This window comes from Actinomadura sp. NAK00032 (assembly GCF_013364275.1).
Taxonomy (GTDB): Bacteria; Actinomycetota; Actinomycetes; order Streptosporangiales; family Streptosporangiaceae; genus Spirillospora.
The window spans coordinates 3,272,098-3,294,061 of record NZ_CP054932.1 but is presented as its reverse complement, the minus strand read 5'-3'; the positions used below and the strand labels follow the sequence as shown (position 1 = coordinate 3,294,061).

Below are 21,964 nucleotides of genomic sequence, written 5' to 3'. Positions count from 1 at the left end.
CTACCCTGACAGGCGGGCATCGGCGACTTCTGCCAAACCCCCGCCGCGCCGATTGAGAGGACCGGCCGGTGTGAGCGCCGGTGCGCTACGCTCAGATACCGCGCATGCGCAGAACGTGCAGAGCGAGGGTGAGGTTGAGCCGCAGATGCGCGTCCTCCGTGAACGCTCCGAGCATCCGCTCCAGCTTCCCGATGCGGTACCGCAGCGTGTTGTAGTGGAAGTGCAGCCGGCGCGCCGTCTCGGCGACGTTGAGGTTGGTCTCCAGCAGCACCTGCAGCGTCCTGCGCAGGTCCACCAGCTCCGGCTCGTCGTCGGCGGCGAGGTCGCCGAGCGTCTCGCGGACGAACGCGTGCAGCTCGTCCGGGTCCGACACGAGGCTGAGCAGCCGGTACACGCCGAGCTGGTCGAAGTGCGCCCGCGCGCCCGCGCCGTTCAGCTGGCGGCCGACCCGGACGGCCTTCACCGCCTGCTCGTAGGCCTCCGGCAGCGCCGCCGGGGACGCCACCGTCCGGCTGATCCCGGTGGAGAACGTGCGCCGCACCGGCAGGTGCTCGGCGAAGATCGACGACGCCTCCTTCACCATCGCCTGCACCGGCCCGGCCGCCCATTCGGCGGGGTCGCCGCCGTCCGCGCCGACGACCGCGACGACCTCGTGCGCGAAGCTCGCGACCGCGGCGCCCTTGTCGTGGCGGCGGACGGCCGTCGTCCACGCGGCGGCGAGCCGCTCCTGCGCGGAGCGCTCCTCGGCGCCGCGGCCCCGGCCGTCCGGCTCGGCGGCCTTCGCGCGGCCCTTGCCCTCGGGCTCGGCGCCGCGCGGGCGGCCGTCCAGCTCGGCGACGACCACCATCATCGGGCGGTCCAGGTCCCAGCCGAAGCCGCCGCAGTGCGCGACGACGCGGGCGTCGTCGCCGGCCCGCCCGGCGAGGATGTCGCGCAGGAAGTCGGCGCGGTACTTGCTCTCCACCGCCGCGACGGCCTGCTGCTTGGTCACCACGAGCGCGGCGACGGTCGCGGCGCGTTCCAGGATGCCGAGGTCGGTGCCGCGCAGCGTGCCGCCGGGGCTGAACGCGACGATCCGGCCGTGGTCGAAGCCGCCCGCCATCACCGGCACCACCAGGTGGTCGCCGGTGCCGTGCGCGCCGATGACGCCGCAGCCGCCGCGCCCGCAGGCGGCGTGCCGGCCCGCGTCGAACGCGCGCATCGCCTGGACGTGCTCGTCGGGCCCGGCGCCGGCGAGCACGCGCTGCTCGCCGTCCAGCACCACGACCGCCACGTCCAGCAGGGTCGCGACCTCGTCCACGACCTCCTGGAGGCCGCCGCCGCACAGCACGATCTGGACCAGCGCCCGGTGCACCTCCTCGGTGCGGGCGAGGACGGCCGCCTGCCGGTTCAGGATGTCGGTCAGGACCTGGTTCAGGATGTCGTCGAAGCCGACGTCGTTCGGGAGCAGGATCAGGGGGAAGCCGCGCCGGTCCGCCTGCGCGATCATCTCGGCGGGGAGGGAGTCGAGGTAGCGGCCCAGTTTGATGGCCAGGGCCGCGAGGCCGCGCTCGTCGAGGTCGGCGACCAGGTTGTCGAGCGACTGGGGGGTGTTGCGGAGGGGGTAGCCGGTGGTGAGGAGCAGCTCGTTCGGTTTGACCCACGACAGGATGTCGGGGACCTCCATCACGTTGAGCCGCTGGACGACGCGGTCGAGTCCGGCGCGGCCGGCGATGAGGCGGGCGCCGTTCAGGGTGCTGACGCCGAGGACCTCCCCCACCGACAGGCCGTAGGTCAGTGTTCCGGTACTCGCGAGCCGCAGGGCCGGTGGGCCCGGGTCCGCAGTGGTGTAGCTCATGCCAGGGGTCACCTCGCTTTTGGTGCGTACATCGTCAGTGACGACGTGATCGCTACCGGTTCCTGATCAAAATGACAACAAACACGAACGATGACAACCATCCTTGGCAGCTTTCTCCATACGACCGGTGCGGGGGCCGTTCTACCGTCATCGCGAGGCCGGGCCGCCCGCGCGCCGGGCGGCCGCCGACACCGGCCTCGGGAGGATCCGTGACCGCCCTCGTCCGCGACCCCGTCCCGCTCCCGGCCGGACCCCGGCGGCGGCCGCCCGCCGCCGGCGCGGCGAGCCTCGCGCTGCGCCCGCTGCTGGACCCGCCGCGCCGCGCGGCCCGCGTCATCGCCGTGTTCCCCTCGGCGGTGTACCTGGAGATGCGGGGCGGCCCCGAGCCGCGCGTGCTCGCCGTCGTCACCTCCGACGCCGGGCGGCTGCCGAACGCGGTGGTCGTCGTCGCGACGCGCCGCGAGCACCCGTTCCGGACGGTCCGCGAGGGCGGCGACGCCCTGGTCGGCGAGGGCCGGGTGGAGGCGGACGGCCTGAGCGTGCGCGTCCGCCGCTGGTGGGACCCCTCGCCCGCGCTCGCGGTGCCGCACCCGGTGGCGCTCGCCCGCGGCGTCCGCGCGCTGGAGGCCGAACTGGCCGCGGCCGGCGTGCTCACCGCCGAGGGGCCGGTGCGCGGCGGCCTCGACGGGCATCCCGACCCCGGCGCGCTCGCCGCCGCGTGCGCGGACGGCGACCTCGCGGGCGCGGTGGAGGCGGCCGAGCGGATCGTCGGCCTCGGGCCGGGGCTGACGCCGTCCGGCGACGACATCCTGTGCGGCCTGCTGGTGTCGCTGCGGCTGGTCGGCGGCGCCGTCCGGCACGGCGACGCGGCCCTGCGGCTGGCCGACTGGCTCGGCGCCGCCGTCACCGCCGACGCCGGCACCCGCACGACCGCGCTGGCCGCGACGCTGCTGCACTGCGCGGCGGCGGGCGGCGCGGGCGCCGAGGTCGCGGCGGTGCTGCGCTTCGTCGCGGGCCATGAGCCGCCGGGCGGCGCGGGCCAGGGCGCCGTCCGGCGGCTGCTGTCGATCGGGCACACCTCGGGCACCGACCTCGCGCACGGCGTCCTCGCCGGCTGCCGCGCCGCGCTCGCGCTGACCGCTCCCGCTGTCGTCGATGTTCCGAGGGTTCCTGCATGAGCGCAGCGGACCGGGGGGTGCGGGGGGTCGACCCCCCGCAGGGTGCGCGTATGAGCGACTGGGTCGAGGTGCGTCGGGGGAGCTACCACGATTCGGTCACGCTCATGCGGGTCAGCCGGCGGCTGGCGGAGCGGCCCGGCGTCGGCGGGGCGATGGTGGCCATGGGCACCGAGCTGAACCGCGAGATGCTCGCGCGGATGGGGTTCGCCGTGCCGGACGGGACGGGCCCCGACGACCTGGTCGTGGCGATCCGGGCGGACGGCGGCGGCCTCGACGAGGCGCGGGAGGCGCTCGCCGGGCTGCTGGCCGAGGCGTCCCGCCCGGCGGCCGGCGGCGGGCCGCTCGGCGCGCCGGCGCCGCCGCGCACGACCCGGTCGGCGGCGGCGGGAGCGGACGCGACCGTCGCGCTGCTGTCGGTGCCGGGCCCGCACGTGTTCCCCGAGGCGATGGACGCGCTCGACGCCGGCCTCAACGTGATGATCTTCAGCGACAACGTGCCGCTGGCCCAGGAGATCGCGCTGAAGGAGGCGGCGGCGCGGCGCGGCCTGATCGTGATGGGCCCCGACTGCGGCACGGCGGTGGTCGGCGGCGCGGGCCTGGGGTTCGCGAACGCGGTCCGGCCGGGGCCGGTGGGCGTCGTCGCGGCGTCCGGGACGGGCGCGCAGCAGCTGATGTGCCTGCTGGACGCGGCGGGCACCGGGGTGAGCCACGTGCTGGGCGTCGGCGGCCGCGACCTGTCGCCCGAGGTGAGCGGCCGGTCGGCGCTGGCGGCGCTCGCGGCGCTGGACGCCGACCCGGGCACCGAGCTGATCGTGCTGGTGTCCAAGCCGCCCGCGCCGCAGGTCCTCGACCTGATCCGGGAGGCGGCCCGGCGGCTGGACACACCGGTCGTGTTCGCGCTGCCGATGCCCGGCGAGGACGACCTGACCCGGGCCGCGGAGAAGGTGCTGACGGCCCTCGGCCGCGCCGTCCCGCAGTGGCCGCGCTGGACCGCGGCCCCCCGCCCCGCCCCGTCGCCCGCCCCGTCACCCGCGCCGGCGCGCGGGCGGGCGCTGCGCGGGCTGTTCGCGGGCGGCACCCTGCGGGACGAGGCCGCGATGATCGCCGCGGAGGCGCTCGGCCGCGACCTGGAGGCGCGCGGCCACCGGTTCACCGACTTCGGCGACGACGCCTACACGCGGGGCCGCGCGCACCCGATGATCGACCCGGCGCTGCGGCTGGAGGCCCTGGCGGCCGAGGCCGCCGACCCGGCGTGCGGCGTGCTGCTGCTGGACGTGGTGCTCGGCCACGGCGCCGACCCCGATCCGGCGGGCGCGCTCGCCCCGGCCGTCGCCGCCGCCGTCCGCGACCGGCCCGGCCTCGCGGTCGTGGTGTCGCTGTGCGGGACGCCGGCCGACCCGCAGGGCCGCGACCGGCAGGCCGCGGCGCTGTGCGGCGCGGGCGCCGACGTGTTCGCCTCCAACGCGGCGGCGACCCGGCACGCCCTGCGCACCGTGGAAGGGGTTCCGGCATGACCGAGCAGCGGCTGGGCGGGCTGCTGGCACGCGAGCCGCGCGTCGTCACCGCCGGTGTGGAGGTGCTGGCGGACGCGCTCGCCGAGCAGGCCGTCCCGGTGCGGGCGGTCGACTGGCGGCCCCCGCCGGCCGGGACGGAGGCGGCGCTCGCCGCGGTGCTCGGCGCCCCGGGCCACTCCGAGGCCAACGCCCGCGCGGTGCGGCGCATGGTGACGGCACGCCCCCACCTGGTGGACGTGCGCCCGGCGCGGGACGTCCTCGGCCTGGAGCCGGGCACGTTCCTGCACGCGGGCCCGCCGCTGGAGTGGGAGCGCGCGTCCGGCCCGATGCGGGGCGCGCTCATCGGGGCGATGCTCCTCGAAGGGCTCGCCGAGACGCCGCTCGGCGCGCGGCACGCGCTGGAGCGCGGCACGGCCGTCCTCGAACCGTGCCACCACCACGCGACGGTCGGGCCGATGGCGGGCGTCGTCAGCCCGTCCATGTGGATGTTCGTGGTGGAGGACGCCGAGCACGGCGGCACCGCGTACTGCTCCCTCAACGAGGGCCTCGGGAAGGTGCTGCGGTACGGCGCGTACGGGCCGGAGGTCATCGAGCGGCTGACCTGGATGGGCGAGGTGCTCGGCCCGGCGCTGCGGGCGGCCGTCCGGCGGCACGGCCCCCTCGACCTGGTGTCGGTCATCGCGCAGGCGCTGCAGATGGGCGACGAGCTGCACAACCGCAACCGCGCGGCGACGTCGCTGCTGCTGCGGGAGCTGGCGCCCGACCTCATCGCCGCCGAGGAGGTGCCCCGCGACCGGGCCGCCGAGGCGCTGCGGTTCGCGGCGGGCAACGACCACTTCTTCCTGAACGCGGGGATGGCGGCGGCGAAGGCGTGCGCGGACGCGGCCCGCGGCGTCCCCGGGTCGAGCCTGGTGGTGGCGATGGCCCGCAACGGCACCGACTTCGGCATCCAGGTGTCGGGCACCGGCGACCGCTGGTTCACCGGCCCCGCCGGCGTCCCGGACGGCCTGTACCTCGGCGCCTACGGCCCGGACGACGCCAACCCCGACATCGGCGACTCGGCGATCACCGAGACGGCCGGGACGGGCGGGTTCGCGCTCGCCGCCGCGCCCGCGATCGTCCGGTTCGTCGGCGGCGAGGTGCCCGACGCGGTCGCCGCCACCCAGCGGATGTACGAGATCACGATGGCCGAGCACCCGGCGCTGCAGATCCCGCTGCTGTCGTTTCGCGGCACGCCCGTCGGCATCGACGCCGCGCGCGTCGTCCGCACCGGGATCCTGCCCGTCATCGACACCGGGATCGCGGGCCGGGAGGCCGGCACCGGCCAGGTCGGAGCGGGGCTCGTCGAACCGCCGTCGAACGTGTTCGCCGACGCCCTGCACGCCCTCGCGGAGATCGCGTAGCGGCGGTCCCAGGGGGTAGCGTCCGGGGCATGAGCGAGTCGATCACCGGAGAGCAGTACGCCCTGAGCGCCGGGCCGTACCAGGCCGTCGTCACCGAGTCGGGCGCCAGCCTGCGGGAGCTGGCCCACGAGGGGCGGCCGCTGGTGCTGTCGCACGGCGCCGACGAGCCGGCCCCGGCCGCGTTCGGGCACCTGCTGGTCCCGTGGCCGAACCGGATCGACCGCGGCCGCTACTCCTACGGCGGCGCCGAGCACCAGCTGGACCTGTCCGAGCCCGACCGCGACTGCGCGATCCACGGGCTGGTGCGGTGGGCGTCCTGGCAGGTCGCCGAGCATGAGCCGCACCGGGTGCGGCTGACCCACCGCCTGCTCGCGACGGGCGGCTACCCGTTCCGCCTCGACCTGGAGGCCGAGTACACCCTGGACGCCGCGACCGGGCTGCACGTGCGGATGTCCGCCCGCAACCCCGGGACGAACACCGCGCCGTACGGGCACGGCGCGCACCCCTACCTGACGGTCGGCGAGCCGATCGACGCCTGCACCGTCCACCTGCTCGCCGACCGGTACGTGCCGGTGGACGACCGGATGATCCCGTCCGGGCCGTCCGAGGACGTCACCGGCACGAAGTACGACCTGCGGACCGGGCCGCTGCTCAGCGACCGCCGGATCGACAACGCGTTCGCCGACCTGAACCGCGACGGCGACGGCCGCGTCTGGGTCGTGCTGTCGGGCGGCGGCCGGACGGTCCGGCTGTGGGCCGACGAGGCGCACCCGTGGATGGAGATCTACACCGCCGACAACGCGCCGGCGCCGCGCGGCGGCCTCGGCGTCGAGCCGATGACGTGCCCGCCGAACGCGTTCGCGTCCGGGGAGGGCCTCGTCCACCTGGAGCCGGGCGCGGAGTTCCACGGCACGTGGGGCATCGTCGCGGGCGGCTGACCGCGCACGGCCGATCGCGCGGCCGATCGCGCGGCCGATCGCGGGCGACCGATCCGCCGCGACCGGTTCCCCGGCGGGCGGGGGTTGGGGGATCATTGCGGGGTGAACCTCAGTGTGTCCTCGTTCGACGACCTGTCCGCGCGCATCGCCGCCGCCCGCGACGCGCACGGCGAGCGCTTCCCCGGCGGCGCGGAGGGCCGGCAGCCGGTGCACACGGTGTACGTGCCGGCCGACCGGTTCTCCCGCTCGACGCCCGCCGACTTCGGCGCGGAGGCGCTGCGGCTGCTGAACACGCACACCCCCGGCGCCGGGTCGTTCGGCGCGGCGTTCGGCCTCGACCCGGAGCTGGCCGGGCCGGTGCGCGAGCGGGTCGCGGCCAAGCTCGCCGCCGAGCCCGTCGAGGACGTGCGGATCGACTTCGAGGACGGCTACGGCGTGCGCGCGGACGCCGAGGAGGACGGGCACGTCGCGCAGGTCGTGGAGGCCGTCGCCGCCGCGTACCAGGTGAAGGGCCTCCCCCACTACTGGGGGGTGCGGGTGAAGTCGTTCGCCGACGGCGGCCACGAGCGGGCGATGCGGACGCTGGACGGGTTCCTCACCGCGCTGCGCGACCGGCTCGGCCGGCTGCCCGGCGGGTTCACGATCACCTTCCCGAAGGTGCTGAGCGTGGAGCAGGTCCGGCTGTTCACCGAGTTCCTCGACCGGCTGGAGGGCGCGCTCGGGCTGCCGCAGGGCATCCTGCGGTTCGAGATCCAGGTCGAGACGCCGCAGTCGCTCATCGACCACGCCGAGGGGCGGGTCGGGCTCGGCCCGCTCGTCGAGGCCGCGCAGGGCCGCGTCACCGCCGCCCACTTCGGCGTGTTCGACTACACCGCCGCGCTGGGGCTGCCGCCGCACGAGCAGCGGCTCGACCATCCGGCCTGCGACTTCGCCCGCCACCTGATGCAGGTGTCGCTCGCCGGGACCGGGGTGCGGCTGTCGGACGGCTCCACCAACGTCGTCCCGCGCAACGACGGGCCCGACGAGGTCAACGCGGCGTGGGCGGCGCACGCGGCGCACGTCAGGCACTCCCTCGCGCACGGCTTCTACCAGGGCTGGGACCTGCACCCCGCGCACCTGCCGAGCCGGTACGCGGCCGTGTACGCGTTCCACCTGACCGGCGCCGACGAGGTCATCGGGCGGGTCCGGGCATGGCACGAGCAGGCGGCGGGGGGCACGAGCGGCTTCCTGGACGAGCCCGCCACGATCAAGGCGCTCACGGCCCGGCTGCGCCGCGCGGTCGACTGCGGCGCGCTGGACGAGAGCGTCCTCCCGGCCTCCTAGCCCTGGACTGCCGGCGTCCTGGCCGCGGGCTGCCGGGCAACCGGGCCGCGGGCTACCGGGCCGGCCTCCAGAGCGGGCCGACGGCGTTCATGACGGTGCGGAGCTGCTCCTCCTCGTAGGCGAAATGGGCGTCGAGTTCGGCGGTGATCTTGTCGAGCTCGGCGCGGACGTCGTCCGGGTCGCGGGAGGCGGCGTCGTCCAGCAGGGCCTGGAGCCGCAGCCGGTTCCCGGTGACGGCGACGTGCTCGCGGCGCAGCCTGCCGATCACCGGGGCGAGGCCGGGGAACTCGGCCTCCAGGCGGGGGAAGGCGCGCGCCTCCTCGTTGTCGTGGTGCTCGCCGAGGACGCCGCAGACCGAGACGCAGTGCTCGCGGAGCTGCCGCGCCAGGTCGGGGACGTCGCGGGAGCCGGCGTAGAAGGCGTCGACGTCGGCGCGCAGGTCCGCCAGCCGGGCGCGCAGGTCGTCGTGGATCCTGATCAGCTCGTCGCCGATGGCGGCGCCCCGTCCTTCCAGGTGGCCGCGGTGGACGGCGACGACCGGGATGACGCGGCTCGTCTGCCGCTGGTACTCGGCGTAGGCGGGGACGCGCTCGCCCTGCAGCGCGTAGAGCCGGTCGCGCTCCTCGCCCTCGACGGGGAGCGCGACGCCCTCGAAGGTCTCGGTGCCGACCTCGACGGTGACGCGCGGGTCGGCGCGGACGTTGCGGTACCACACCGGGTCGTGCGGCTGCCCCGCGTTGGAGGCGAACACCAGCAGCCGGTCGCCGTCCGCCATGTAGCCGAGCGGCGTGGTGTGCGGGGCGCCGGTCTTCCCGCCGGTGCTGGTGAGCAGGAGCAGGTCGGCCCCCTCGAAGGGCCCGCCGACCCGCCCGCCGCCGGCCCGGAACTCCTCGATGACCTGCCGGTTCCAGTCGCTCATGGACGCGGCCTCCTATCCTGGACGCGATCAGAGAATCTTTTGCTTTGATAGCAAAGCTATTTTGGAAGCAGAGCCAATGTCAACCGAAGAGAGCGCCGGGCCGGACGTCGACGACGGCATCCGGACGATGCTGCTGCTGATGCCGCGGCTGGTGTCCACGGCCAAGAAGATCAAGGTGCCGGCGGAGCTGGCCTCCTTCGACCTCGCGCCCCGGCACCTGTCGCTGCTCGCCTACCTGCTGTTCGACGGCCCGCTGACGGTGAACGCCCTCGCCGCGCGGCTGGAGGTGGCGCCCGCGACGGTGAGCCTGATGGTCGGCGACCTCAGCCGGCAGGGCATCCTGCTGCGCCGCGAGGACCCCGCCGACCGGCGCCGCACCATCGTCAGCGTCGCCGGCGAGCACCTGCCCGCGATCAACGGGTGGCTCGGTCAGGGCGCCGGCGCCTGGCGCACCGCGCTGGAGCCGCTCACGCCCGCGCAGCGGCGGCTGTTCATCGACACGCTGCTCGCCTACGAGCGCGCGGTCACCGAGGCTCGCGGCGGGTGAAGGCCGCCAGGTCGTCCGGCGTGTCGATGTCGTCGGGCGCGGCGACGCCGTCGCACGGGACCGGGGTGACCAGCTCCGGGTGGGCGCGCAGGTAGCCGCGCGCTCCCCGGTCGCCGACCGCCGCCTCCGCGACGCCCGCGAAGTGCTCCGCGCTCAGCAGCACGGGGTTGCGGGGCGCTCCCCCGTAGGTGGCGACGGCGATCCCCGCGCCCGCCTCATAGGCGGCGACGAGCCGCTGGACGGCGGCCGGGGTGACGAGCGGCTGGTCGACGAGCGCGACCACCACGGCCGGGCAGCCCGGCGGCAGCGCGGCGAGCCCGGTGCGCAGCGACGAGCCCATGCCGTCGCGCCAGCCGGGATTGGGGACGACGACGGCGCCGATCACCTCGATCTGCGCCGCGCCCGCCACCACCAGGACCGGGGCGCAGCCCCCGTCCCGCAGCAAGCGGACGCCGCGGTCGACGAGGCGCTCGCCGTCCAGCTCCAGGGTCGCCTTGGGGCGCCCGAGCCGGCTGCCCTCCCCCGCCGCGAGCAGCAGGCCCGCCGGGGCGTCCGCGCGGTGCAACGTCATCCCGCGAGGGTAGTGCCGTCAGGGCGCGTCGGCGTGGATGCGGCCGCTGGTGTCGGTGAGCGGCCGCCCCGAGCCGCCCCAGCGGAGCTGGACCAGCTCCGCCGCGATCGACACCGCCGTCTCCTCCGGCGTCCGGGCGCCGAGGTCCAGGCCGATCGGCGAGCGCAGCCGGGCCAGCTCGGCCTCGGTCAGCCCCGCCTCCCGCAGCCGGGCGAGCCGGTCGTCGTGGGTGCGGCGCGAGCCCATCGCGCCGATGTAGCCGGCGTCCGTGCGCAGCGCCACCTCCAGGAGCGGCACGTCGAACTTGGGGTCGTGGGTCAGCACGCAGATCGCGGTGCGCGCGTCGATGGTGCCGCGCTCCTCCTCCAGGAACTTGTGCGGCCACTTCACCACCACCTCGTCGGCCTCGGGGAACCGCTTCGGCGTGGCGAACACCGGCCGCGCGTCGCACACCGTCACGCGGTAGCCGAGGAACGCGCCGACCCGCGCGACGGCCGCGGCGAAGTCGATCGCACCGAACACCAGCAGGCGCGGCGGCGGCGCGAACGAGTGGACGAACACCGACAGGTCGTCCAGCCGCCGCTCCCCCTCCGGCCCGTAGTGCCGCTGCCCGGTGAGGCCCTGCGCGAGCATGCCGCGCGCGTCGTCGTCGACGGCCGCGTCGAGGCGGGCGGCGTGCGATTCGCCGGGCGCGAGCGACCCGGAGGCCCGGTCGGCCCACACGACGCGGCGGGCGCCGATGCGGCCGGGCCCGGCGACGACGGTGGCGACCGCGACCGGCTCGTGCCGCTCGATCGCCGCCGCGACCTCGGCGAACTCGGGGAACGTGGCGGGGCCGACCGGCTCCACCAGCACGTCCAGGATGCCGCCGCAGGTCAGCCCGACGGCGAACGCGTCGTCGTCGCTCACCCCGTACCGCTGCACGACCGGTACGCCCGTCTCCAGCACCGACTGCGCCAGCTCGTAGACGGCGCCCTCCACGCAGCCGCCGGACACGCTGCCCGCCACCTCCCCGCCGGGCGACACCGCCATCGCGGCGCCCGGCGGGCGCGGCGCGCTGCGGAAGGTGTGCACGACGGTCGCGAGACCGAACGTCTCCCCCGCCGCGTACCAGCCGGCGATGTCGCCGAGCACGTCACGCATGAGCGCTCCCCTTTCCCGCGGTGCCCGCGACGATGCGGGCCAGTTCCTCCAGCGCCGCCAGGCTGTGCCCGGAGGTGAAGTCGTCGACGTGCGGCAGCGCCGCCGCCATCCCCGCCGTCAGCGGCTCGTACCCGGGCCGCGCCTTGTGCGGGTTCGCCCACACGACGCGGTAGGCGAGCCGGCGCAGCCGCGCCATCTGGTCGCCGAGCAGCGCCGCGTCGCCGCGCTCCCAGCCGTCGGAGGCGATCACCACGACCGCGCCGCGGGCCAGGCCGCGCTGCCCGAACCGGTCGAGGAACTCCTTCAGCTCCTCGCCGAGCCGGGTGCCGCCGCTCCAGTCCGGGATGGCGGCCGACGCCGCCGCCATCGCCGCGTCCGCGTCGCGGTGCCGCAGCTCGCGGGTGAGGCGGGTGAGCCGCGTCCCGGCGCTGAACACCTCCACGCCGCGGCCGCCGGACCGGGCGGCGGCGTGCGCGAACCGCAGCAGCGCGTCCGCGTACGGGCTCATCGAGCCGCTGACGTCCACGATCAGCACGACGCGGCGCGGCCGGGTGCGGTGCGCCCGGTGCCGCAGCAGGGACGTCTCGCCGCCGCGCCGCAGCGTCTCGCGGACCGTCCGGGCCGGGTCGAGCCGCCCGGCGGACGCGGGCGCGAACCGGCGCGACCTGCGCCGCCGCCCTCCCGCGTCCAGCAGCGCGATGAGCCGGGCGACCTCGGCGTGCTCGGCGGCGCTCAGCCGCGCGACGTCCCGGTCGCGCAGCACCTCGGTCTCGCTGGCCGTGGCCGTCGTCAGGTCGCCGTCCTCCTGCGCGCCGCCGCGTGCGCCCGCGTCGGGCACCGCCATCCGCCGGACGACCACGGGCGGCGGCGTCCGCCGGCCCGGCCGCGCCGTCGCGCCGGAGAAGTACGCGGCGAAGCACCGGTCGTAGCGGGGAAGGTCGTCGGGGTCGGCGCACAGCGTCAGCCGGCCCGCCCAGTACACGTCGTTCGGGTCGAGGACGTCGAGGTGGTCGAGCGCCGCCAGCATCGCCTGGACGCGCTCGGGATCGGCGGCGCCGCCCGCCGCGCGCAGCGTCCGGGCGAACCCGACGAGGGTCTCGGTGACGTCCCGCCGCACGGCTCAGCCCCCGTTGAGCAGGGCCTCGAGCCCGCCGCCGAGGAGGCGCTGCTGGTCCTCGCGGTACTTGAGCACGGCGCCGAGCGTGACCGCCGCCGACGCCGGGTCGAGCTCGCGGACGCCGAGCGCCACCAGGGCCTCGGTCCAGTCGAGGGTCTCGGCGACGCCGGGCGGCTTCAGCAGGCCGGCCCCGCGCATCCGCTGCGCGGCGCGGGCGACCTGCCCGGCGAGCCGCTCGGCCGCGTCCGGCAGCCGCCGCCTGATGATCGCGACCTCGCGGTCGAACGACGGGTGCTCCAGCCAGTGGTACAGGCAGCGCCGCTTGAGCGCGTCGTGCACCTCGCGGGTGCGGTTGGAGGTGACCACGACGACCGGCGGGCGCTCGGCCCGGATCGTGCCGAGCTCCGGGACGGTGATCGTGAAGTCGCTGAGGACCTCCAGCAGGAACGCCTCGAACTCGTCGTCGGCGCGGTCGAGCTCGTCCACCAGCAGGACGCTCGGCGCGGTCTCCAGCGCCCGCAGCAGCGGCCTGGCCAGCAGGAACCGCCGGTCGTACAGCTCGCCCTCCAGCCGCGACACATCGCTCACGCCCGCCGCCTCGGCGGCGCGCAGGTGCAGCAGCTGGCGCGGGAAGTCCCAGTCGTAGAGGGCCTGGGAGGCGTCCAGGCCCTCGTAGCACTGCAGCCGGATCAGCGGCGCGCCGAGGCCCCGCGCGAGCGTCTTGGCCAGCTCGGTCTTGCCGACGCCGGCCTCGCCCTCCAGGAACAGCGGCCGGCCCATCCGCAGCGCGAGGAAGCACGCCGTGGCGAGCCCCTCGTCGCACAGGTAGGCGTGCCGGTCGAGCAGGCCCGCGAGCTGCGCGGGAGATCCGACCCGGTCCATGGTCATCGACGCCGTCTCACCCACGGCATCGAGGCTACTCGGCGGGAGACGCAAGTCACATGGCCCGCGCCCTTGCGTTTTCGTAGCCCGCCGCGCCGGGTGACAATTCATATGAAATAGGTAGGGAAAGTTGACTTTGAGGGCGCCGCCCGCGAGCATCGGACCATGCGACCCGGTCACCGGAAGGAACCCGACCTCACCGACGAGGCGGCCTACGAGCACGTCCGCGCACTGTCCCGGCGGGGCATGCTGCGCCTGTCGGCGGGCGCCGGCGCCGCGCTCGCCGTCCCCGCCGCCGTCCCCGCCGCCGCGGCGCGGGCCGCGGCGGCCGACGGCGCCACGGGAATCGTGAAGCCGCTGCCGCCCGAGCTGTTCATCCCGCACGGCACCAACGCCGAGATGCGGTGGGAGGCCATGCGCGGCCAGGGCCCGCTCACCCCGGCCGACCGGTTCTTCGTCCGCAACCACGTCGCCACACCGCTCATCGACGCGCGCACCTGGCGGCTCAAGCTCTGGGGAACCGGGCTGCACGGCTCCCCCGCCGAGGAGCGTCCCCGCGAGTTCTCCTACCGCGACCTGCTCCGGCTGCCCTCCGAGACCATCACGGCCTTCATCGAATGCACCGGCAACGCGCGGGGGTTCTACGCCTCCCAGCAGGGCCAGCAGGTCTCCGGCACGCCCTGGAGGCTCGGCGCGGTCGGCGTCGCGCGCTGGCGCGGGGTCCGGCTCTCGACCGTGCTGAGGCTCGCAGGTATTACCCGTGAGGCCGTGGACATCCTGCCGCGCGGGTTGGACGCTGACTATGTGGACAAGGGCGAGAACCTCGGCCGCGTGCGGCGTCCCCTCCCCGTCGCCAAGGCGATGAAGGACGTCCTCCTCGCCTACGAGATGAACGGCGCCCCGCTGCCGCCCGACCACGGGCACCCCGTCCGGCTGGTCGTGCCGTCCTGGACGGGGATCGCGTCCATCAAGTGGCTCGGCGACGTGCAGGTGGCCGCCGAACCGCTGTACTCCCCGTGGAACACCCGCTTCTACCGGCTCTTCGGCCCCGGCTACCCGGCGGAGGGGTCGCCGCCGCTGACCCGAACGAACGTCAAGGCGGCCTTCGAACTGCCCTGGGAGGCGTCCCTTCCGTCCAGGCCGCAGACCCTGCGCGGCCGGTCCTGGTCGGGCAGCGGCCGCATCCGGCGCACCGAGATCAGCGTGGACGGCGGCACCACCTGGCGCCCCGCCCGCCTCCTCGACCGCCCCGACCCGCGCGGCTGGACGCGCTGGGAGTTCCCCTGGAGGCCGCACGCCTCCGGGCACCACGAGCTGCTGGCGCGCGCCACCGACGAGACCGGCGCGTCCCAGCCCTTCAACGCCCCCTACAACACCCTCGGCTACCTGTTCGGCGCCGTCGTACGGCACCCGGTCACCGTCTCCTGAACGACCCGACCCCCTGCACGAGAGGACGACCATGGCACTGTGGAAGCCGGATCCGACCTTCTACGCCTCCCCCCGCGACGCGGCCTCGGCCCCCGCCGAGAAGCTCGCCTACGTGGTCGCCTTCGACCGTGCCGCCGCGAAACCCGACGCGCTCGCGGTCCTGGACGTCGACCCCGACTCGTCGTCCTACGGGTCCGTGGTGGGCTGGACGGAACTGCCCTACCTCGGCGACGAACTGCACCACTTCGGGTGGAACGCGTGCAGCAGCGCCCTGTGCCCGGGGTCGCCGCATCCGCACGTGGAGCGCCGGTACCTGATCGTGCCGGGGCTGCGGTCGTCGCGGGTCTATGTGATCGACACCAAGGACGACCCCACCGCTCCCAAGATCGTCAAGATTCTGGAGGCGGACGAGCTGGCCAAGCGCGCCGGGTACTCGCGGCCCCACACCGTCCACTGCGGGCCCGAGGGCCTGTACCTGACGGCGCTCGGCGGCGCCAACGGCGAGGACGGGCCGGGCGGCATCGCGCTGCTCGACCACACCTCGTTCGACGTCCTCGGCCGCTGGGAGGTCGACCGGGGCCCGCAGTACCTCGCCTACGACGCGTGGTGGCACATCGCGCACGACGTCCTCGTCACGTCCGAGTGGGGCACCCCGTCCATGGTGGAGGACGGCGTCGTCGGCGAGCTGCTGCTCGGCCGCAAGTACGGGCACGCGCTGAACTTCTTCGACCTGCGCAAGCGCAAGCACGTCCAGACCGTGGACCTCGGCGACGAGCACCAGATGGTGCTGGAGCTGCGCCCCGCGCACGACCCGACCAAGCTGTACGGCTTCGCCGGCGTGGTCGTCAACGTCGAGGACCTGTCGGCGTCCGTCTGGGTCTGGCACCGCGACGGCGACGCCTGGACGGCCACCAAGGTCATCACCATCCCGGCCGAACCCGCCGACCCCGCCGACCTGCCGCCGGTCATCCAGCCGTTCGGCGCGGTGCCGCCGCTCGTCACCGACATCGACCTGTCCGTCGACGACCAGTGGCTGTACGTCTCGTGCTGGGGCACCGGCGAACTCAAGCGCTACAACGTCAGCGACCCCTTCAACCCCGTCGAGGCCGGCTCGGTCCGCATCGGGGGCATCGTCAACCGGACACCGCACCCGGCCGCGCCGGACCGCCCCCTCGCCGGCGGTCCGCAGATGGTCGAGATCAGCCGCGACGGCGAGCGCGTCTACGTCACCAACTCGCTCTACGGCTCGTGGGACGACCAGTTCTACCCCGACGGCGTCGGCGCGTGGATGGCGAAACTCGACTCCACCCCGGACGGCTTCGCCTTCGACGAGCGCTTCTTCCCCAACGGCGACGCCTTCCGCGGCCGCCGCCCCCACCAGACCCGCCTCCAGGGCGGCGACGCCTCCTCAGACTCCTACTGCTACCCGTGAACGACGGGTCGCTCGCGGCGCTGGTGGTGCTCGGGGCGTTCCACGGGGTCAATCCGGCGATGGGCTGGCTGTTCGCGGTGGCGCGCGGGCTCCAGGAGCGCAGCAGGGCGCTGGTCCTGCAGTCGCTCCCGGCGATCGCCGCGGGGCACGCCGCGTCCGTCGGCGCCGTCGCGGTGCTCATCGCGCTGACCCGGTCGGTCGTCGCGACGCAGGCGGTGGCGATCGGCGGCGGCGCGCTGCTGGTCGGCTTCGGGCTGTGGCGGCTGCTGTCGCGCCGCCACTTCCGCTGGGTCGGGATGCGGATCTCGCTGTGGCAGCTCGCCGGCTGGTCGTTCCTGATGTCGTCGGTGCACGGCGCCGGGCTGATGCTGCTGCCCGTGCTCACCGCGTCCGGGACGGCCCCGGCGGGCCACGACCACGGGCTGGCGTCGTCGTCCGGGAGCGCCCTGTCCACGGGGATCTTCGTGACGGCCGTGCACACGCTGTCGATGTTCGCCGTGGCGGGCGTCATCGCGGTGCTGGTCTACGAGATCGTCGGCCTGGCGGTGCTGCGGCGCGCCTGGTTCAACCTCGACCGCGTCTGGGCCGTCGCCCTCATCGGCGCCGGCACCGTCACCCTCTTCACCGCCCTGTGACGCCCAAGGCCCCTTGGCGACGCCGGCCGACCGAAGGCGAGCATGATCCGCGGAGGTCTAGCGGCGCTTGCCGACGGCGGTCAGGTCGATCTCGATGTCGAACGGCACCGTCACCTTGAGCTGGTCGTGGTGGATGCCGGTCAGCGCGTAGGCGTCACTGGCGGGTTCGAGCTCATAGACGTACACAATGGTCCGACCCTCGTCCTCCTCGACCCGCCAGTAGTGCTTGATGCCGGCTTCCCTGTACCTGCGCGGCTTGGTCTCCCGATCACGGATCTCGGAATCGGGCGATACCGCCTCGACCGCCAGCAGCACATCCTCGGGTAGATAGTAGGTCGACGGCTCGTCTCGCTCGTACGCCTCAGCCGAGACGATGAGAACGTCGGGCTCGGGCGCCTGGCGCCCACCGAGCTTGACGGTCATCTCCCGATCCGCGCACAGATCCTCGGGCGCCTGCCGAGCGAGCTCGTCCCGGAGCAGATTGATCACCCGGACGTGCCACTTGCGCTGCGGGCTCACGAAGACCAGGCCCCCGTCGACCAGCTCGGTGTGCCGGGGCAGACCGCGCATGCGCAGGAAGTCGTCGGCGGTGAAACCGCCCGGCGGGGGGATCACCCAGTCTGGCAGCGGTGCGGCGTCCATGTGACCACTTTCTGCGATCGCCTCGACACTCTGAGCGCTCATGCGCTTACTTTTGCACACGAGCGTCGCCCTGGTCCTGGCAACAGCCTAGAACAAGACCTCGGGTCGGGGACGTCAGGCGGGGTCGGGGGCTTCGCCCCTGGCGCGCAGGAGAGACTGGAGTTCGGTGAGCTGGCGGGCGGCGAGGGCCTTCTCGGCGCCGTTGATGCCCATGGCGCCGATGGAGGTGCCGTCCGCCAGGTCGAGGGTGGGCCACGGGTCGCCGACGTTCATGGTGACGTCGAGGATCTGCGGCCACTCCAGGCGGCGGGTGTTGAAGGCGTTGACGACCGTGACGCCCGACTCGTCGGCGGCGACGCGGCACCGCGCGAGCATGTGCAGGATCCACGCGACGACCGCGCCGAACCCCACCATCAGGACGCGGTCGAACAGCTTGTACTGCTCCGGCACCACCACGGCGAGCACGACCAGGCCGAGCATGATCACGCCCGCCGTGATGTAGGCGACGATCCGGGTGGTGCGGGGGCGCCACACGGTCGGCAGTGCCGGAGTGTCAGTCAACGATCTTCGCGATGGGGATCTCGAGGATGTCGTGCGCGCCCGCCGCCTTCAGCGCCGGGATCAGCGTGTTGACGCCGCGCTTGGCGACCACCGACTCCACGGCGTTCGACTCGCCGCCGGCGAGCGAGGTCACCGTGGGCGACGACATCGCGGGCATGATGTCGAGGACGTTCCGCAGGTCGGCCTCCGCGACGTTCAGCTTCAGCAGCACCTTGCCGCGTGCGCGGATCACGCCCTGCAGCAGGAGGGCGATGTCCTCCATCGCGGCGCGCTTGTCGGCGTCCTCGTAGGCCTCGCGGTTGGCGACCAGCTCGGTGTAGCTGGTCAGCAGCGTGTCGAGGATGCGCAGGCCGTTCTTGCGCAGCGACGAGCCGGTCTCGGTGAGGTCGACGATCGCGTCCACGATGTCGGGCACCTTCGCCTCGGTCGCGCCGTAGGACGGGACGACCGTGGCCTTCACGCCGTGCTGGTCGAGGAACCGCTTGGTCATCGCCGGGAACTCGGTGGAGATCCGGACGCCCTCCGGCAGGTCCGACACCGACTGCCAGGGCGCGCCGTCCGGCACCGCCATGATCACGCGGACCGGGTTGGCGGTCGCCTTGGAGTACTTCAGCTCGCCGAGGCTGACGACGTCGGCGTCGGTCTCGGTGATCCAGTCGCGGCCGGTGATGCCGAGGTCGAACAGCCCCTGCTCCAGGTAGGTCGGGATCTCCTGCGGGCGCAGGACCCGGACCCGGTCGATGCGGGGGTCGTCGATGGAGGCGCGGTAGTCGCGGTCCGACGTGCGCTGGACGGTGAGGTCGGCGGCGTCGAACAGCTGCATGGTCGCCTTCTCCAGCGACCCCTTGGGCAGGACGAGTGACAGCACGGAATTGCCTTTCGGATGAGGATGCGTACGGGATGCCCGGATGGTCAGGAGCCCAGATGCTCCAGGCCGTGCCCGGCGTGACCGTGATGCCGCAGACCTCGCAGGGTCAGTGCCGTGTCGAGTGCGGCCACAGTCGCCTCCCATCCCTTGTCCTCGGAGCTGCCCGGCAGCCCGCTGCGTTCCAGTGCCTGCTCAATGGTGTCACATGTGAGGACCCCGTTGCCCACCGGAGTCGACTCGTCGAGCGCGACGCGGGTCACACCCGCGGTCACCGAGTCGCAGACGTAGTCGAAATGGGCGGTGGCGCCCCGGATGACCGCGCCGAGGCAGACGACCGCGTCGAAGTCGCGGGCCATCTGCTGGGCGACCACGGGCAGTTCGAGCGCGCCGGCGACGCGGGCGACGACGGGCTGGTCGATCCCGCACTCCTTGGCTGCGGCGAGCGAGCGCTCCAGCAGCCGGTCGGTGATCTGCCCGTGCCAGCGGGTGCAGACGACGCCGAGCGTGAGCCCGGCGGCGTCGACGGTCCTGTCCTCGGGGCGTCCCGCTCCGCTCATCAGAGTCCCTCGATCTGGTGTCCGAGACGGTCCCGCTTGACCGTCAGGTAGCGCCGGTTGTGCTCGGTCACGACGACGGGCATGGCCTCGCGTCCGCGCACGTCCACGCCGAAGCCGTCCAGGCCCTTGAGCTTGTCGGGGTTGTTGGTCAGCACCCGGATAGAGCGTACGCCCAGGTCACGCAGCATATGCGCCGCGTTGGAGTACTCGCGCGCGTCGGCCGGGAGCCCCAGCTCCAGGTTGGCGTCCACGGTGTCGGAGCCGTTGTCCTGGAGCGCGTACGCCTGGAGCTTGGCGAGCAGGCCGATGCCGCGCCCCTCGTGCCCGCGCAGGTAGAGGACGACGCCGCGCCCCTCCTGCGCGATGCGCTCCATGGCGGCGTCGAGCTGGGTTCCGCAGTCGCAGCGCTCGGAGTGCAGGACGTCGCCGGTGAGGCACTCCGAGTGGGCCCGGATGAGGACGTCCTCGCCCTCGCCGACCTCGCCCAGCACGAGCGCGATGTGCTCGCCGCCGTCGATGGCGCTGGAGAATCCGACGGCGCGCCACGTCCCGAACCGGTTGGGCAGGCGGGTCTCGACGACGCGGGTGACCATCGCCTCGGTGCGGCGGCGGTACTCGGCGAGTTGTTCGATGGAGACGAGCTTGAGCCCGTGCTCCTTGGCGAAGACCTGGAGTTCGGGAAGGCGCGCCATGGTGCCGTCCTCGTTCACCACCTCGGCGAGGACGCCGGCGGGGGCGAGCCCGGCGAGCCGGGCGAGGTCGACGGCGGCCTCGGTGTGGCCGCGCCGCCGCAGGACGCCGCCCTCCCGGTAGCGCAGCGGGAAGATGTGGCCGGGGCGGACGAGGTCGCCCGGCTCCGACGCCGAGTCGCACAGGGTGCGGATCGTCTTGGCCCGGTCGGCGGCGGAGATGCCGGTGGTGACGCCGAGGCGCGCGTCCACGCTGACGGTGTAGGCGGTGCGCATCCGCTCGGTGTTCTGCGCCGTCATCAGCGGGATCTGCAGCCGGTCGAGGTCGGCGCCCTCCATCGGGACGCAGATGACGCCGCTGGTGTAGCGGATGGTGAACGTGAGCAGCTCCGGCGTCGCCTTGGACGCGGCGAAGATGATGTCGCCCTCGTTCTCGCGGTCCTCGTCGTCGACGACCACGACGGGGCGTCCCGCCGCGATGTCGGCGATCGCCGCCTCGATGGAGTCGAAGATTCCCGTGTCGTTGCCGCTGCTCATGCGGTCACCGCCTTCTGCCTGGGGGTTTGCACGCTCCGGGACTCCCGGAGCCAGTTCCTGAACCCGACCATCACCATCACGAAGAAGATCCCGTAGACCGCGCCGGAGACGTACAGCCCGGACTTGAACGCCAGCGGCACCCCGACCAGGTCGACGAGCACCCACACGATCCAGAAGTCGACCAGCGCGCGGCTCTGCGCGAACGTCGCGACGGCGCTGCCGACGAAGATGTAGGCGTTGGCCCACGGCGACCAGGCGACCTGCAGCCAGTCGAGGTGGGCGAACAGCTGGGCGACCACGGCCGTGCCGGCCACCAGGACGCCGAGCAGGACGACGCGTTCCCTGGGGGTCGCCTGCCGGACGACGATGACGTCGGTCTGCCGCCGTCCGCGCGTCCACATGACCCACCCGTACAGGGCGAGGCCGCAGAACAGCACCTGCTTGAGGGCGTTGCCGGGGACGCTCGCGTGCAGGGACGCGGCGAGCAGCAGCAGCGCGCCGACGAGCTGCACCGGCCACGTCCAGAGGGTCTTGCGCATGGCGAGCCAGACGACGGCGAGGGAGAGCACGTTCCCGGTGAGGTCGGTCCAGAGGATGTGCTCGCCGAACACCTCGAAGCCCGCGTCGAGCCAGTTCACGACCGGTCGCCCAGCATGCGTTCGACGTACTTGGCGACGACGTCCACTTCGAGGTTCACGGGGTCGCCGGGCTTCTTGTGGCCGAGCGTCGTAAGGGCGAGCGTGGTCGGGATGAGCGCGACGCTGAACCGGTCGGTGCCAGCCTCCACGACGGTGAGGCTGATGCCGTCGATGGTGATGGAGCCCTTGTTCACCAGGTAGCGGCTGAGGTCAGCGGGCAGGGAGACCGTCACGACGTCCCACCGCTCCCCCGGCTCGCGGGAGATGATCGCGCCGACGCCGTCGACGTGGCCCTGCACGAGGTGCCCGCCGAGCCGGTCGGAGAGCCGTACGGGACGTTCCAGGTTGACCTTCGAGCCCGGTTCCAGCGCGCCGAGGCTGGACTTGTCGAGGGTCTCCTTGATGGCGTCGGCGGTGAAGACGCCGTCCTTGACGTCCACCACGGTGAGACAGACGCCGTTGACGGCGATCGACGCGCCGTGGACGGCGTCCTCGGTGACGAGCGGGCCGCGGATCGCGAGGGTGACCGAGTCTCCCTGGGGATCCATCGCGACGATCTCGCCGAGCTCCTCGACGATGCCGGTGAACATCTCCCGGGCCTCCTA

Annotated in this window: 22 protein-coding genes; 9 read left to right on the top strand and 13 right to left on the bottom strand. The window is 74.2% G+C overall.

Features of this window, described 5'->3' with window-relative positions; genetic code table 11:
* Positions 1–91: 91 nt before the first annotated feature.
* Entirely contained in the window at positions 92–1,837 is a 1,746-nt protein-coding gene (locus HUT06_RS15450; protein ID WP_176196372.1) for a PucR family transcriptional regulator, read from the bottom strand.
* Positions 1,838–2,046: 209 nt separating this feature from the next.
* Between HUT06_RS15450 and HUT06_RS15445 the strand changes: the two genes are divergently transcribed.
* From HUT06_RS15445 to HUT06_RS15425, 5 genes are all read left to right on the top strand, one after another.
* Positions 2,047–3,015, top strand: coding sequence for a DUF2877 domain-containing protein (locus HUT06_RS15445; RefSeq protein ID WP_254715196.1), 969 nt, complete (start codon positions 2,047–2,049; stop codon positions 3,013–3,015).
* Between the two features lie 50 nt (positions 3,016–3,065).
* Positions 3,066–4,529, top strand: coding sequence for an FdrA family protein (locus HUT06_RS15440; protein WP_176196370.1), 1,464 nt, complete (start codon positions 3,066–3,068; stop codon positions 4,527–4,529).
* Entirely contained in the window at positions 4,526–5,932 is a 1,407-nt protein-coding gene (locus HUT06_RS15435; RefSeq protein WP_176196369.1) for a DUF1116 domain-containing protein, read from the top strand. The genes HUT06_RS15440 and HUT06_RS15435 overlap by 4 nt, the downstream gene beginning before the upstream one ends.
* A gap of 29 nt (positions 5,933–5,961) precedes the next feature.
* On the top strand, positions 5,962–6,870 hold the full coding sequence (locus tag HUT06_RS15430; RefSeq protein ID WP_176196368.1) for an aldose 1-epimerase family protein: 909 nt from the start codon (positions 5,962–5,964) through the stop codon (positions 6,868–6,870).
* 102 nt (positions 6,871–6,972) lie between these two features.
* Positions 6,973–8,193: an aldolase gene (locus HUT06_RS15425; RefSeq protein WP_176196367.1), complete on the top strand. Its 1,221-nt coding sequence runs from the start codon at positions 6,973–6,975 to the stop codon at positions 8,191–8,193.
* A gap of 52 nt (positions 8,194–8,245) precedes the next feature.
* Here the strand turns inward: HUT06_RS15425 and HUT06_RS15420 are convergent, their stop codons facing one another.
* Positions 8,246–9,112 carry a nitroreductase/quinone reductase family protein gene (locus tag HUT06_RS15420; protein WP_176196366.1) on the bottom strand — a complete coding sequence of 289 codons (867 nt, stop codon included), beginning with the start codon at positions 9,110–9,112 and terminating at the stop codon, positions 8,246–8,248.
* Positions 9,113–9,188: 76 nt separating this feature from the next.
* On the opposite strand from HUT06_RS15420, the gene HUT06_RS15415 reads away from it, so the two are divergent.
* Entirely contained in the window at positions 9,189–9,659 is a 471-nt protein-coding gene (locus tag HUT06_RS15415; RefSeq protein ID WP_176196365.1) for a MarR family winged helix-turn-helix transcriptional regulator, read from the top strand.
* On the opposite strand, the gene HUT06_RS15410 is transcribed toward HUT06_RS15415, so the two are convergent.
* The 4 genes from HUT06_RS15410 to HUT06_RS15395 are packed head-to-tail and all read right to left on the bottom strand — an operon-like array spanning position 9,637 to position 13,378.
* Positions 9,637–10,230, bottom strand: a complete 594-nt coding sequence (locus tag HUT06_RS15410) for an NTP transferase domain-containing protein (RefSeq protein ID WP_176196364.1) — start codon at positions 10,228–10,230, stop codon at positions 9,637–9,639. The genes HUT06_RS15415 and HUT06_RS15410 overlap by 23 nt on opposite strands.
* Before the next feature lie 18 nt (positions 10,231–10,248).
* The gene (locus tag HUT06_RS15405) at positions 10,249–11,373 is read right to left on the bottom strand and encodes an XdhC family protein (RefSeq protein WP_176196363.1); all 1,125 of its coding nucleotides are present in this window, start codon (positions 11,371–11,373) and stop codon (positions 10,249–10,251) included.
* Positions 11,366–12,490 carry a VWA domain-containing protein gene (locus HUT06_RS15400; protein ID WP_254715195.1) on the bottom strand — a complete coding sequence of 375 codons (1,125 nt, stop codon included), beginning with the start codon at positions 12,488–12,490 and terminating at the stop codon, positions 11,366–11,368. The genes HUT06_RS15405 and HUT06_RS15400 overlap by 8 nt, the downstream gene beginning before the upstream one ends.
* Before the next feature lie 3 nt (positions 12,491–12,493).
* On the bottom strand, positions 12,494–13,378 hold the full coding sequence (locus HUT06_RS15395; RefSeq protein WP_302931881.1) for a MoxR family ATPase: 885 nt from the start codon (positions 13,376–13,378) through the stop codon (positions 12,494–12,496).
* A 159-nt stretch (positions 13,379–13,537) separates the two neighbouring features.
* Between HUT06_RS15395 and HUT06_RS15390 the strand changes: the two genes are divergently transcribed.
* Genes HUT06_RS15390 through HUT06_RS15380 form a run of 3 tightly spaced genes read left to right on the top strand, consistent with a single transcriptional unit; the run spans position 13,538 to position 16,867 of the window.
* Positions 13,538–14,800, top strand: a complete 1,263-nt coding sequence (locus HUT06_RS15390; RefSeq protein WP_176196362.1) for a sulfite oxidase — start codon at positions 13,538–13,540, stop codon at positions 14,798–14,800.
* A gap of 31 nt (positions 14,801–14,831) precedes the next feature.
* The gene (locus HUT06_RS15385) at positions 14,832–16,232 is read left to right on the top strand and encodes a selenium-binding family protein (protein ID WP_176196361.1); all 1,401 of its coding nucleotides are present in this window, start codon (positions 14,832–14,834) and stop codon (positions 16,230–16,232) included.
* Complete coding sequence (locus tag HUT06_RS15380; RefSeq protein ID WP_176196360.1) at positions 16,229–16,867, top strand: hypothetical protein; 639 nt, start codon at positions 16,229–16,231, stop codon at positions 16,865–16,867. The genes HUT06_RS15385 and HUT06_RS15380 overlap by 4 nt, the downstream gene beginning before the upstream one ends.
* A 57-nt stretch (positions 16,868–16,924) precedes the next feature.
* Here HUT06_RS15380 and HUT06_RS15375 read toward each other — a convergent pair whose 3' ends face one another.
* The 7 genes from HUT06_RS15375 to HUT06_RS15345 all read right to left on the bottom strand — a co-directional run bounded on the left by HUT06_RS15375 (position 16,925) and on the right by HUT06_RS15345 (position 21,949).
* Complete coding sequence (locus tag HUT06_RS15375; protein WP_254715194.1) at positions 16,925–17,551, bottom strand: Uma2 family endonuclease; 627 nt, start codon at positions 17,549–17,551, stop codon at positions 16,925–16,927.
* A 72-nt stretch (positions 17,552–17,623) separates the two neighbouring features.
* Positions 17,624–18,070 (bottom strand): PH domain-containing protein, encoded by a 447-nt coding sequence (locus tag HUT06_RS15370; RefSeq protein WP_254715193.1) that lies wholly within the window; start codon positions 18,068–18,070, stop codon positions 17,624–17,626.
* Entirely contained in the window at positions 18,063–18,938 is an 876-nt protein-coding gene (hisG, locus tag HUT06_RS15365; RefSeq protein ID WP_176196359.1) for an ATP phosphoribosyltransferase, read from the bottom strand. Before hisG ends, HUT06_RS15370 begins: the two co-directional genes overlap by 8 nt.
* 44 nt (positions 18,939–18,982) lie before the next feature.
* The gene (gene ribH / locus HUT06_RS15360; protein ID WP_176196358.1) at positions 18,983–19,495 is read right to left on the bottom strand and encodes a 6,7-dimethyl-8-ribityllumazine synthase; all 513 of its coding nucleotides are present in this window, start codon (positions 19,493–19,495) and stop codon (positions 18,983–18,985) included.
* Complete coding sequence (locus tag HUT06_RS15355; RefSeq protein ID WP_302931806.1) at positions 19,495–20,721, bottom strand: bifunctional 3,4-dihydroxy-2-butanone-4-phosphate synthase/GTP cyclohydrolase II; 1,227 nt, start codon at positions 20,719–20,721, stop codon at positions 19,495–19,497. Before HUT06_RS15355 ends, ribH begins: the two co-directional genes overlap by 1 nt.
* On the bottom strand, positions 20,718–21,359 hold the full coding sequence (gene pnuC, locus HUT06_RS15350) for a nicotinamide riboside transporter PnuC (RefSeq protein WP_176196357.1): 642 nt from the start codon (positions 21,357–21,359) through the stop codon (positions 20,718–20,720). The genes HUT06_RS15355 and pnuC overlap by 4 nt, the downstream gene beginning before the upstream one ends.
* A complete protein-coding gene (locus tag HUT06_RS15345) occupies positions 21,356–21,949 on the bottom strand; it encodes a riboflavin synthase (protein ID WP_176196356.1) in 594 nt (197 codons plus the stop codon). Before HUT06_RS15345 ends, pnuC begins: the two co-directional genes overlap by 4 nt.
* Positions 21,950–21,964: the final 15 nt, after the last annotated feature.